Source organism: Flavobacterium sp. GQ95, from assembly GCF_059758655.1.
The window spans coordinates 150751-163643 of sequence record NZ_JCAXEB010000010.1; the positions used below are offsets into that span (position 1 = coordinate 150751).

Annotated in this window: 13 protein-coding genes; 7 read left to right on the top strand and 6 right to left on the bottom strand. The window is 33.5% G+C overall.

Annotated features, from left to right (window positions below; translation table 11 throughout):
• Positions 1-5: 5 nt before the first annotated feature.
• The 3 genes from AC6CH4_RS18940 to AC6CH4_RS18950 are packed head-to-tail and all read right to left on the bottom strand — an operon-like array spanning position 6 to position 2744.
• On the bottom strand, positions 6-881 hold the full coding sequence (locus tag AC6CH4_RS18940; RefSeq protein ID WP_498105712.1) for a hypothetical protein: 876 nt from the start codon (positions 879-881) through the stop codon (positions 6-8).
• 27 nt (positions 882-908) lie between these two features.
• Positions 909-1628 (bottom strand): 16S rRNA (cytidine(1402)-2'-O)-methyltransferase, encoded by a 720-nt coding sequence (rsmI, locus tag AC6CH4_RS18945; RefSeq protein ID WP_026983559.1) that lies wholly within the window; start codon positions 1626-1628, stop codon positions 909-911.
• 36 nt (positions 1629-1664) lie between these two features.
• Positions 1665-2744, bottom strand: a complete 1080-nt coding sequence (locus AC6CH4_RS18950) for a DUF8457 domain-containing protein (RefSeq protein WP_498105714.1) — start codon at positions 2742-2744, stop codon at positions 1665-1667.
• Positions 2745-2981: 237 nt separating this feature from the next.
• Between AC6CH4_RS18950 and AC6CH4_RS18955 the strand changes: the two genes are divergently transcribed.
• From AC6CH4_RS18955 to AC6CH4_RS18970, 4 genes are all read left to right on the top strand, one after another.
• Entirely contained in the window at positions 2982-3572 is a 591-nt protein-coding gene (locus AC6CH4_RS18955) for a thymidine kinase (protein ID WP_115847924.1), read from the top strand.
• A 27-nt stretch (positions 3573-3599) separates the two neighbouring features.
• A complete protein-coding gene (locus AC6CH4_RS18960; protein ID WP_498105716.1) occupies positions 3600-4046 on the top strand; it encodes a DUF8479 domain-containing protein in 447 nt (148 codons plus the stop codon).
• A gap of 104 nt (positions 4047-4150) precedes the next feature.
• Positions 4151-4414, top strand: a complete 264-nt coding sequence (locus tag AC6CH4_RS18965; RefSeq protein WP_498105718.1) for a DUF6364 family protein — start codon at positions 4151-4153, stop codon at positions 4412-4414.
• Positions 4411-4824: a type II toxin-antitoxin system VapC family toxin gene (locus tag AC6CH4_RS18970; protein WP_498105720.1), complete on the top strand. Its 414-nt coding sequence runs from the start codon at positions 4411-4413 to the stop codon at positions 4822-4824. Before AC6CH4_RS18965 ends, AC6CH4_RS18970 begins: the two co-directional genes overlap by 4 nt.
• Before the next feature lie 99 nt (positions 4825-4923).
• Here the strand turns inward: AC6CH4_RS18970 and rpoN are convergent, their stop codons facing one another.
• The 3 genes from rpoN to AC6CH4_RS18985 form a co-directional block, all read right to left on the bottom strand.
• Positions 4924-6384: an RNA polymerase factor sigma-54 gene (gene rpoN, locus AC6CH4_RS18975; protein WP_498105722.1), complete on the bottom strand. Its 1461-nt coding sequence runs from the start codon at positions 6382-6384 to the stop codon at positions 4924-4926.
• 131 nt (positions 6385-6515) lie between these two features.
• The gene (gene asnS / locus AC6CH4_RS18980) at positions 6516-7961 is read right to left on the bottom strand and encodes an asparagine--tRNA ligase (protein ID WP_498105724.1); all 1446 of its coding nucleotides are present in this window, start codon (positions 7959-7961) and stop codon (positions 6516-6518) included.
• Between the two features lie 390 nt (positions 7962-8351).
• Complete coding sequence (locus tag AC6CH4_RS18985; protein ID WP_498105726.1) at positions 8352-10718, bottom strand: efflux RND transporter permease subunit; 2367 nt, start codon at positions 10716-10718, stop codon at positions 8352-8354.
• Positions 10719-10898: 180 nt separating this feature from the next.
• Between AC6CH4_RS18985 and AC6CH4_RS18990 the strand changes: the two genes are divergently transcribed.
• The 3 genes from AC6CH4_RS18990 (at position 10899) to AC6CH4_RS19000 (ending at position 12885) form a co-directional block, all read left to right on the top strand.
• Positions 10899-11228, top strand: coding sequence for a DMT family transporter (locus AC6CH4_RS18990; protein WP_194657438.1), 330 nt, complete (start codon positions 10899-10901; stop codon positions 11226-11228).
• Positions 11229-11441: 213 nt separating this feature from the next.
• Complete coding sequence (locus AC6CH4_RS18995; protein ID WP_498105728.1) at positions 11442-12203, top strand: sensor histidine kinase; 762 nt, start codon at positions 11442-11444, stop codon at positions 12201-12203.
• Entirely contained in the window at positions 12166-12885 is a 720-nt protein-coding gene (locus AC6CH4_RS19000) for a LytR/AlgR family response regulator transcription factor (RefSeq protein WP_498105730.1), read from the top strand. Before AC6CH4_RS18995 ends, AC6CH4_RS19000 begins: the two co-directional genes overlap by 38 nt.
• The last annotated feature ends 8 nt before the right edge of the window (positions 12886-12893 follow it).

The window sequence follows — 12893 nt, forward strand, 5'->3', positions numbered from 1 at the left end:
ATTTTTTATAATGAAATATGATATTTGTCCAAAGTATTCAAAAACCAACTTGAATGGTTTTTCCAATTTTTGTCTTTGTTCAATTTGTTAATTACTATTTGATTGTATTTTTTGTTTCTCTGTTCTAAAAGTAATTCAATAAAAGAATGAAAATAGAAAATTTCGTTTTCTGTTTTGAATATAGTTTTTGGAAACTGATTTTCTAAATAATAGTTTAATTTGTCACTGTAAATCGCAGAATGATTTTTTTTAAGGTATTCAAAAGCATAAAAATTGTTTTTTTGCAATGCTAACGTTTCAATTCTGTTTAAATAACTTTCTTCAAATTCTCTGTTTTGAAAACATCTACTATATAAAAACCAATAAATATCTTTATCACTATAGATAACCAAACTATCTATTTTTTTCATAATCACGTCAGTTTTAACCGCTTTTGTCATAGCAATTTCTCGTTCATTTTCAGTAGTAATTCCATCTAAAGCATTGATCCTTATTTTATTCCAATATTCATGATAGATTATTGAAGAAATTGGTTCATTGTCTATTTGACAACCTTCAAATGTTTCAACATATTGATTACGATTTAGTTCATTTCGAAATAGTTTTCGAACATCTACTTTATTAGTATTAATGGCTTCTATACTTACATAGGTTCTAATAACAGGATTTTCGCTTTCGGTCAATTCTATAAGTTCCGATTCAGATAATATATTTTTTAATTTTTGAAAATTCAGATATTGTATTGATTTCTCGCAAGCAATACCAACACAATCTGAATGTACTGAATTAACTTTTATAATGGAATTAATCAGTTGTTGCTTTGTTTGACTAAAGCAAAAATTAATTAAAAAAAGTAATCCAATTAGATATAATTGTTTCATGATATTTTGACTAAAGAATAGTAACAGTTACTCTTCTTCATCCTTAGAAAACTTACTTTTCTTAGGTTCTTTTATTATTGTTTTTCCTGCAACCACAACTACGATTTCGCCACGTGGCGCTGTTTTTTCAAAATGGGTTAAAACTTCTCTTGCGGTTCCTCTCACATTTTCTTCATGCATTTTTGATAATTCCCTTGAAACGCAAACTTGTCTGTCTTCTCCAAAATATTGAATAAACTCCGCTAAAGTCTTAACGAGTTTGTGTGGAGAAACGTATAAAATCATGGTCCTTGTTTCTTCGGCTAAAGCCAAAAATCGAGTCTGGCGTCCTTTTTTATCAGGCAGAAAACCTTCAAAAACAAATTTATCATTTGGTAGTCCGCTGTTTACTAAAGCCGGAACAAAAGCCGTTGCGCCAGGTAAACATTCTACTTCAATTTTATTTTCAACACAAGCACGTGTCAATAAAAAACCTGGATCAGAAATCGCCGGAGTCCCCGCGTCCGAAATCAGAGCGATAGTTTCGCCGGCTTTCAAACGTGCAATTAAATTTTCGGTTGTTTTGTGCTCGTTGTGCATGTGATGGCTGTGCATATGCGTACCAATTTCAAAATGCTTCAACAGTTTTCCACTCGTTCTGGTATCTTCGGCCAAAATCAAATCGACTTCTTTAAGAATGCGAATGGCACGAAAAGTCATGTCTTCAAGATTGCCAATTGGCGTTGGAACGATATATAATTTAGACATAATTTTTTATTAGTGAAAGGTAAAAAAGTGAAAGGATTATGAGAATTTCTTCTCTACAATTCCCAAGAAACGCTCAGCATAATCGTCTTTTCCTTCCCAATTGTTATAATCTGGTTTTACCATATTTTCGATAAAATCCTGCGCTTCTCCATAAGTGTCAAAAGTCAATAATTGATTTAAAACACGGCTGTAATCTTCAGAGCTGTTTCCGAACAGGTTTTTAGTGAAAGCAATTCGGTCATTTAAATCGATATGAAAACCTTTTGCCAGTTTTTCATTTAATGTTACCGCTTTTGGTTCAGCCGGAGTTTCCAGAACCTCTGTTTCAATTTTTGTCTCCTGAATTTCATTAAGTGATGGAAAAGGAGTTGAAGGAACAGATTCAAAACTGTCTACTTTTACAAACTGCGCATCGGCATAATTAATTCCGAAATCTTCAAAAGCAAAAGGAAGCGGATTTGTTTTTGATGTAGTTTCAATTTTTGGTTCCTCTTTTTCTTCAATTTTTTCTTCTGATTTATCTAATTCAAAAGCAGGCTTAAAATCCGGAATTGGGTTTATATCGCTGCTTGTTTTAAACGAAAGATCTCTATTTGCTTCTATTGTTTTTTTTGCCTCGAGAACAGCTTCGTTGATTTTTTCAATAATTGGATCTTTAACACTTTCGACAGTTTTGGTTTCTTCAACTGTTTCCACTTCTTCTGTTTCAGTAACAGCTTCCGGTTCTTCAATTTTTTCGATAACCGGTTCTTCGATAATTTCTTCAGCAGGTTCCAGAGTTATTTCTTCCGGAATTTCAGCAACTATTTCTTCTGCAATTGCTGGCTGTGGAGTTTCTTCAACTACAGTTTCTTCCGCAACAATTGGAGATTCTACCTTAGGTTCTGCTGGACTTACTTCTTCTTTTTCAAAAATAGTTTCAATTTCCGCAGTGATTTCACCGTGGCTTATTGTTGGTTTTGCACCGTCGAAATTTTCATCTACAAATTTTAAAACCGCCAGTTTCTCATATAATTTCTGCGTTTCAAGATACAATTGATTGATATCGGATTTGTTTTTAAGTTTTAAAATTCGATGTGCAATGCTGATTAAATCGGCTTCCAATTTTTTTTTCATAGCTGTAGAAATTATAGTGAATAGGGGTAATTTATATGTTTTGTAATTGAATGTCTTTATTACGGAAAGAAATCAACAAGATTTTTTTTTATTTCTGTTAATAAGCGATTGCGAATCTCCGATTTGATAAAAATTTTCTACTTTTGAAAAAGTGTAAAAACAGCAATTTTTCACGTCGATTTATTACCAGTACAAAGTAATAAAAACTATTCATTTTTAAAGGTAGAAAAATACAAAATGTTTCTCGAAAATACAGTAAATCACAAAGAACAATTTGGTTGGATTGAAGTTATTTGTGGATCAATGTTTTCGGGTAAAACCGAGGAGTTAATCCGCAGATTAAAACGCGCCCAATTTGCCAAACAAAAAGTCGAAATCTTTAAACCTGCTATTGATACCCGCTATCATGACGAAATGGTGGTATCTCACGATGCCAACGAAATTCGTTCAACTCCGGTCCCAGCCGCTGCCAATATAGCTATTTTAGCACAAGGATGCGACGTTATCGGAATCGATGAAGCGCAGTTTTTTGATGATGAAATCGTTACCGTTTGTAATGATCTTGCCAATCAGGGAATTCGTGTGATAGTAGCAGGGCTAGATATGGATTTTAAAGGAAATCCTTTTGGACCCATGCCGGCACTTATGGCTACAGCCGAATATGTAACTAAAGTGCATGCCGTTTGCACGAGAACTGGAAATCTTGCCAATTACAGTTTCCGTAAAACGGATAATGACAAATTGGTGATGCTGGGCGAAACGGAAGAATACGAACCGTTGAGTCGTGCTGCCTATTATAATGCAATGAAAAAAAGTCAGGAGAAATAGATTTAACTCATTAAGCCACAGTTAACAATGCAAGACAAGAAAAATAGAAGAAAACAAAATATCTTAGTAGTAGGTGTAATTGGAATTGCAGTGGCTTTAGCGGTTTATTTTCAGTTTTTTCTTTCTGAAAGTAGAGGGGAAGTAAAGGCCGAAATAACAGAATTGGTTGCAAAATACAATAAAAATTGCCCGCTGAAAATTCAGGAAGGAATCCGATTAGATAGTGTAAGCTTACCTAATTTACCTGAGGAAAAAGCTGTTCAATACAATTTGACATTGCTGAATGTAGAAAAAGAAACAGCAGAGATTGATGTAATAAAAAACGAAATCGAAAAAAGTTTGATAAGCACTGCTAAAGCAAATCCGGGGCTTCAGGTTTTTAGAGACAATGATTATGCTTTGATTTATAGTTATAAAGACAAAAAGAATGTTTTCTTGTTTGATGTGAAAATATTACCGGATCAATACAAATAATTTAGAATTTAGATATAAAATAAAACCCGACAGATTTTGAATTTGTCGGGTTTTGTTTTGTACGGACAAAATTATTATATTTGTACGTATTAAAATGTAAAGTCATGGATGCGAAATTAACATTGAAATTAGATAAAAGTGTAATCGAAAAGGCAAAGGTTTATGCAGCAGAGCACAAGCATAGTTTATCGCTTTTGGTTGAAAATTATTTGAAAGTTATTACTTCCATAGATAAAAAAGAGGAAAAAGATGAGATCAAAATCTCCAATCTCGCCAAATCTTTTACTATTAAAGAGGCCGATGCAAAAATTGGAACTGATTATAAAAAAGAATTACAAGATATTCTTATTGAAAAGTATGGCTTATGAGATTGTATTTAGATACAAATGTGATTCTGGATTTAATTTTGAATAGAGCACCTTTTTTCGATGATATTGCAAGAATTATAACACTTTATGAAATGGGAGAATGTGAGTTATTTACTTCCTCAGTTTCAATAGTAAATTGCAATTATATTTTAGGAAAAAATATCGACAGAAAACAAGTAATTGAAAATCTGAAAATCTTGAGATCTTTTTGCTCAATCTTGACAGTTTCTGAATTAGAAATTGATAAAAGTCTGAATTCAAATTTTAAGGATTTTGAAGATGCGGTGCAATATTTTACTTGTATAAAGAATGATTGCAATTTTATTATTACCAGAGATTTAAAAGATTTTAAAAACTCTGAAATACCTGCAATAAGCCCTAAGGAATTCCTAGCGTCAATTAAAAAATAAAACCTGACAAATTTTTTAAATCTGTCAGGTTTATTGTTTTTTGTATATATTGTAGGGCCGGATTTTAATCCGGTTTATTATGGAATATGATTGATTATATTAAATCTTCTTCCTCATTCTCGCAACCGGAATATCAAGTTGTTCGCGATATTTTGCAATCGTTCTTCTCGCAATCGGATACCCTTTTTCTTTTAAGATCTCTGCTAATTGATCATCTGGCAAAGGTTTCTTTTTGTCTTCTTCTTCAATTGTATTTTTTAAGATCTTTTTGATTTCTAAAGTCGAAACATCTTCTCCCTGATCATTTTTCATGGCTTCAGAGAAAAACTCTTTGATTAGTTTTGTTCCGTATGGTGTTTCTACATATTTGCTATTAGCTACGCGCGAAATCGTCGAAATGTCTAAACCAACCATATCGGCAATGTCTTTTAAGATCATTGGTTTTAGTTTGGTTTCATCGCCATCTAAAAAGAATTCTTCCTGATAATGCATAATGGCATTCATCGTTACAAAAAGCGTTTCCTGACGCTGTCTGATCGCATCGATAAACCATTTAGCTGAATCCAGTTTTTGTTTGATAAACTGAACTGCATCTTTTTGTGCCGACGATTTATCACGGGAATCTTTATACGTCTGCATCATTTCCTGATAATCTTTAGAAACGTGCAGCGACGGGGCATTTCTTCCGTTTAAAGTCAATTCAAGTTCACCATCCACAATTCTGATCGCGAAATCAGGAACTACATTCTCTGTTACTTTATTATTTCCAGTGTATGATCCGCCCGGTTTTGGGTTTAATCTTTCGATTTCATGAATTGCTTTTTTAAGCTGTTCGTTTGAAACAGCATATTTCTGCAATAATTTATCGTAATGTTTTTTGGTAAAAGCATCAAACTGATTTTCTATAATATCGATTGCCAAATCAACATATTCCGTTGGTGTTTTGTGTTTTAACTGCAACAATAAACATTCCTGCAAATCACGTGCGCCAACGCCTGAAGGTTCCAGTTCGTGAATCACATGCAGCATTCTTTCGACCATTGCTTCATCAGTATAAATTCCCTGAGTAAAGGCCATGTCATCCACCATATCGGCAACGCTTCTGCGGATGTAACCCATATCATCAATACTTCCAACAAGGAATTCAGCGATTTCGCGCTCTTCATCATTCAAAATAAAAGTATTCAGCTGATTGATTAAATCCTGATGAAAACTAATGGGCGATGCAAAAGGCGTTTCGCGCTCTTCGTCTTCACTGTAATTGTTCACCTGAGTTTTGTAATCCGGAGTATCGTCGTCGCTTAAGTATTCGTCGATGTTAATGTCGTCTGCTTCGATTCTGTCAGATTCTGCATCATCATAATCGTCGTATTCTTCATTAGCGAATTCATCGGCTTCGTATTCGTCTTCTTTACCAGCTTCCAAAGCCGGGTTTTCGTTCATTTCTTCTAATAAACGTTGCTCAAAAGCTTGCGTAGGCAATTGAATTAACTTCATCAGCTGAATTTGCTGTGGAGATAATTTTTGTGATAATTTTAAATTTAAAAATTGCTTTAGCATAAAAAAAGTTGCTAAGATACTAAGGCTCTAAGGCACTAAGCATCTTTTTATTGACGAATTAAATTCGGATTAAAATTATTTTTTCATTTCTATTCTAAAAACTCAGAACCTCAGTATCTCAGTACCTTAGATTAAAATTCTGCGTTTCCTGGAGTTCTCGGGAAAGGAATTACATCTCTAATGTTTGTCATACCTGTTACAAACAATACCAAACGCTCAAATCCTAAACCGAAACCTGCGTGTGTTGCAGAACCAAATCTTCTGGTGTCTAAATACCAGTATAATTCTTCTTCATCGATATCTAGGGCTTTCATTTTCTCCACCAAAACATCGTAACGCTCTTCTCTTTCAGAACCACCAACAATTTCTCCAATTCCAGGGAAAAGGATGTCCATGGCACGAACTGTTTCTCTTCCAGGTTCTGTGTTGTCGTTCAAACGCATGTAAAACGCTTTAATATTTGCCGGGTAATCGTATAAAATTACCGGACATTTAAAGTGTTTCTCCACTAAATAACGTTCGTGTTCTGATTGTAAATCAGCTCCCCATTCTTCAATGATGTAGCTGAATTTTTTCTTTTTATTTGGAGTTGAATCTCTCAAAATATCAATTGCTTCTGTATAAGAAACACGTTTGAAGTTGTTCTCCAAAACGAAATTCAATTTCTCTAACAAAGCCATTTCGCTTCTTTCTGCCTGAGGTTTTGATTTTTCTTCTTCTAAAAGTCTTCCTTCTAAGAATTTCAAATCATCTTTACAGTTGTCTAAAGCATATTTAATTACGTACTGAATAAAATCTTCAGCCAAATCCATGTTGTCATCAAGATCGTTGAAAGCAACTTCCGGCTCAATCATCCAAAATTCCGCAAGGTGACGGGAAGTGTTTGAATTCTCCGCTCTAAAAGTTGGTCCAAAAGTATAAATCTGACCCAAAGCCATTGCAAAAGTTTCTCCTTCTAATTGTCCGGAAACCGTTAAGTTTGTTTCTTTTCCGAAGAAATCTTCTTTATAATTTACTTTTCCGTCTTCCGTTCTTGGTGTGTTGTCGAAAGGCAAAGCGGTAACTTTAAACATTTCTCCTGCACCTTCAGCATCAGAACCTGTAATGATTGGCGTATTCACATACACAAAACCTTTATCCTGAAAGTATTTATGAACCGCAAATGACAATACCGAACGCACACGCATAATTGCACCAAAAGCATTCGTACGAACACGTAAATGTGCATTTTCTCTTAAGAATTCCAAAGAATGTTTTTTAGGCTGCATTGGGAATTTCTCTGCATCAGAATCTCCAAGAATCTCAAGTTGTTTAACCTGAATTTCATATTTCTGACCAGCACCTTTGCTTTCAACCAAAGTTCCCGTTACAGAAACCGCAGCTCCGGTTGTGATTCTTTTTAAAGTTTCTTCCGGTGTATTTTCAAAATCAACAACACATTGTATATTATTAATGGTAGAACCGTCATTAAGCGCGATGAACTGATTATTTCTAAAAGTTCTCACCCATCCTTTTGCATTTACTTCCTGTAGCGTCGTCGTACTGTTTAATAAGTCTTTAACTTTTGTGTGTTTCATTTTATATATAATGTTGAAATTAAATTATTTGTTGTGCAATAACTGCAAATATAAACGATAATTATTAAAATTAGAAGCTGTTTCCCGCTATCCGCTATATCTTTTTAGGCAGAACGTTTACGGTAAACGAGAAATTTCCGATTGCCTAAAAAGGATACCGCTCCTATCGGGGCTAGTGGCCTCGTTTTCAAGAGTCCTGTCTTGTCATTTTTGTCATTGCGAGGAACGAAGCAACCGCACGAGAAAAAGCAGTAACTGATTTAGCAAGTGAGATGCTTCGTTCCTTGCAAAGACTAAGCTTGTGTCTAAATCTTTGTCAAAGTTCAAAACTTTGACAAAGATTTGTAATATTTAATTCGCGAAAATTCGTGAAATTCGTGGCAAAAAAAATTACCCCTCCAAGTTCTCCAAATCCTCTTTCTTAGCCTTCTTCTTCTCAAAAGTCAAAACCAAAGCCGGTAAAACCAATAAATTCGCAAACATAGCAAACGCCAATGTGCAGGAAATTAGTCCTCCAAGTGCAATCGTTCCGCTAAAACTAGAAAGTGTGAAAGTAGCAAATCCCAAAATTAAAACTACTGATGTATAAAAAGTACTGATTCCCGTTTCTCTTAAAGCACTGAAAACAGATTTTTTTACTTTTCCGTTACTTTGGATTAAATCATGTTTGTATTTTGCCATAAACTGAATCGCATTATCAACCGAAATTCCAAACGCAATACTGAATACTAAAATCGTGGATGGTTTTAATGGAATTCCAAAATAACCCATTAATCCAGACGTAATGCAAAGCGGTAAAACATTCGTAATCACCGATGCAAAAACCATTTTGAATGATCGGAACAAATACAGCATCAAAATTGCAATTACTAAAATCGCGAAAATCAAGGATTCAATTAAATTGTCAACCAAATACGATGTCCCTTTCTGGAAAACCAGTGCTTTTCCGGTAACGGTAACTTCGTAACGATCTTTCGGGAAAATTTCATCAATTTTTGAATGTAATTTTTTCTCGACTTTCGCCATTTCGTCGGTACCAATATCTTTCATGAAAGTGGTGATTCGGGCATATTGTCCAGTTGAATCAACATAAGCTTTCATTAAATTTTCTTTGCTGTTTTTCGTTACATTTTTGGCATAACCTAAAATAAAAGTCTGCTCCTGCGAAGTCGGCAATTGGTAATATTCCGGGTTTCCATTGTAGAAAGCTTGTTTCGAATATTTAACCAAATTCACAATAGAAACTGGTTTTGCCAATTCAGGCATTTCAGTAATTGTATTTTGAAGTTCGTCCATTTTACGAATAGTTGACGCTTTCATAACACCTTTTTTGTGTTTGGTGTCAATCATGATTTCCAGTGGCATTACACCGTTGAACTCTTTTTCGTAGAACAATATATCTTTAAAGAAAGAAGCGCTTTTTGGCATTTCACCAATCAAACTTCCGGAAACTTTCATTTGAGCAACTCCAATAACACTGAAAACCAAAAGCAAACCGTAAATCGTATAAATTACTTTTCGTTTATTTCTTACCACATTTTCTACAAAATCCAACAAGGTCGAAATGTAGGTTTTCGTTAAATGGTATAAATGTTTTTCTCCCGGAACAGGCATGAAACTGTATACAATAGGCACAATTAAAAGCGTCAATAAATACACTGAAATCACGTTTATGGAAGTCACCAGACCAAATTCAAAAAGCAAATCATTTCCGGTAATCATAAACGTTGCAAAACCAATCGCCGTAGTTAAATTCGTCATTAAAGTCGAAACTCCAATTTTAGAAATAATTCGTTGTAAAGCCTTTGCCTGATTGTTGTGCAATTTAATTTCCTGCTGGTATTTGTTGATTAGGAAAATACAATTCGTAATTCCGATTACGATAATTAAAGGTGGAATAATAGCGGTTAAAATTGTGATTTTATAATGAAATAATCCAAGCGTTCCAAACGACCAGATTACACCAACAATTAAAATGCAAATTGAAATAAACGTTGCTCTGAACGAACGGAAAAAGAAAAAGAAAATCAGAGAAACTGTAAATAAAGCCGCGCCGATAAACAATCCGATTTCGCCTTTCATGTCTGCAGCGTTGATCGTTCTGATGTATGGCATTCCCGAAACTTTCAAATCGATTCCGGTTGTTTTTTCGAATTTATCGATTTTCGGAACCAGATTTTCGAGTATAAAAGTCTTTCTTTCAGCTGTGTTTACAAGTGCTTTGTTAATATAAATTGCTGAACGAATACTGCCGCTTTCTTTATTAAAAAGCAATCCTTCATAAAAAGGCAAGTTGTGAAATAAATCGTATTGAATCTTTTTTAAATATTCCGGATCGTTCGCTTTCTTTTGATCGATAAATGGCGAAAGAACAAACTTTTCGTTTACGGTGTCTTTCTCTAATTTTTTCAAATCATTTAAAGAAACTACTAAATCAACTTCTTTAGAATTTTTCAAACCGGTCATCAATTCATTCCAGGCAGCGTAATTTTTTGGTGTGAAGAATTTTTTGTCCTGAAAACCAATTACGACAAGGTTTCCTTCTTCGCCAAATTTGTCTAAGAATTTTTGATAATCTTTGTTTGCGATATGATTTTTAGGAAGTAAATTGGCTTCAGTATACGTCATAGCAAGATTTTTCCATTGAAAACCAAGGAAAATTGTCAGTGCCGCAACCAAAATTAATATTGTTATTCTGTTTTTAAGAATGATTCGGGCTACTTTTTCCCAAAAACCAACGTGAATAGCGTTTTTCATAAAATCTTTAAAATGGATGCAAATGTAATGAAAAGTGCTCGAAATCATAACTAATTGCTTGTATTTTACTTAATGTTAACACAAATTTGCAAGTGCTGAATTTGTGATAAATTCCTGCTTTTTGCTATTTAGTCATTAGCTTTTTCTCATATTTGTACTTAATTTAAAAATGAAACGAAAATGAATTGGATTTTATTAATCATTGCTGGCCTTTTTGAAGTAGGTTTTGCATCATGTTTAGGCAAAGCCAAAGAAACCTCAGGAATTATTTCAACTTATTGGATGGCAGGTTTTTTTGTCTGTCTTTCGATCAGTATGATTTTATTATATAAAGCCACACAAGAATTACCAATAGGAACTGCTTATGCCGTTTGGACTGGAATTGGCGCTGTTGGAACCGTTTTAGTTGGGATTTTTATTTTTAAAGAACCGGCAACTTTTTGGAGAATATTTTTCCTTTCAACATTAATTGCTTCTATTATTGGGTTGAAGTTTGTTTCTAGTCATTAAGATATGGCACACAGATAACGCGGATGAAAAGGATTTACACAGATTAGTTTTTTATTAAATTATTTAAAAAATATGCCACAGATTTCACAGATTCGCACAGATTAAAAAATCTTTAAAATCATTTTAATCTGTGGCAAAAAAAAGAAGGCTGATTTCGCAGACTTTTTAATTCGTGAAAATTTGTGAAATTCGTGGCAAAAAAACTTTTAAAACATGCAAGAAAACAACACCATCACTTTTATTTTTTTAGCCATAATTTTATTACTGGTTATCATCATTTGTTTTATGGTGTATCAATTAATGCAGGCAAAAAAATCAAAAGAAGATGCTGAGCAAAGTTTTTATACGCTGGAAAGAAAAGTGAATGACTTGCAGTTAGAGACTTTAGAATCGAAACTGAATCCGCATTTGTTTAAGAATATTTTAAATTCGATTCAGTCGCACGCATATCAAACGTATTTTGCTTTGGATAAATTGGCCAATGTCCTGGATTATATTTTATACGAAAGCAAAAAGAAATTCGTCACAGCTAAAGAAGAAATTGATTTCGCCTTGAATTTAATCGAAATCAACAAAATTAAAATCAGTCCCCTTTTTGAGTTAAAAATCAAAACCAATATCAATAAAGAAGACAAATTATATGAACAACCTTTATTGGCGCCGTTAATTTCGATAGATTTAATTGAAAATGCTTTTAAACATGCCGACTTACAAAGTGCTGATGCTTTTATTTCAGTTGTTTTTGAGTTCAAAGACAATGCTTTTTTTATGACGGTTTCGAATAAAATCTCTGATAAAAAAGTATTGAAAAAGGAACGAAGCGGTTTTGGCCACGCCACTTTAGAACATCGTTTACGAATTATTTATAAGAATAATTTCAAACTCGATCGATTCGTAGAAAACGACATTTATATAGCTCATCTTAAAATAGATTTACTTGAATACAAAACTGAAATGCTTGCTTCTGGACGATGAGTTACCTGGATTAACGTACCTGAAAATGCTTTGCGAACAAATTCCCGAAGTAGAAATTGTAAAAACATTTAATAATCCGGATAAACTTCTTGTAGAAATCCCGAATCTCGATTTTGATTTATTAATATCAGATATCGAAATGCCGGGAATTGATGGCTTGCATTTAGCTGAAATGCTGGACAATAAATTAGTCATTTTCTGCACGGCTTATAAAGAATACGCTGCCGACGCTTTTAATATTGATGCGGTTGATTATATTACAAAACCTGTAAAACTGGAGCGTTTGCAAAAAGCGATCTTAAAAGCTTATGAACGATTCAATAAACCAGATACGGCAAAACAATTTATTCAGTTAAATACTGACAAAGGGAAAACCTTGTTGTATTTCAATCAAATTCAATACATCAAAACTGCTATCAGTGACAGTCGTGACAAAACTGTTTTACTTGTTGATGGAAGTTTTCTGAATCTAAAAAACGTTAAATTTGATACGCTTTTAAAAGAGTTACCAGAAGCTGATTTCTGCCGAATAAACAAAAAAGAAATTGTGGCGGTAAAAGCAATAAAATTCTTTAATCACAATGAAATTGTATTGCATCATTTAGAGGAAAATCATAAAAATACAACCTTAATTCTGAGTGAAACCTATCGTTCTGATTTTTTGAAAAAGGTAAAAATCTAACTTATTAC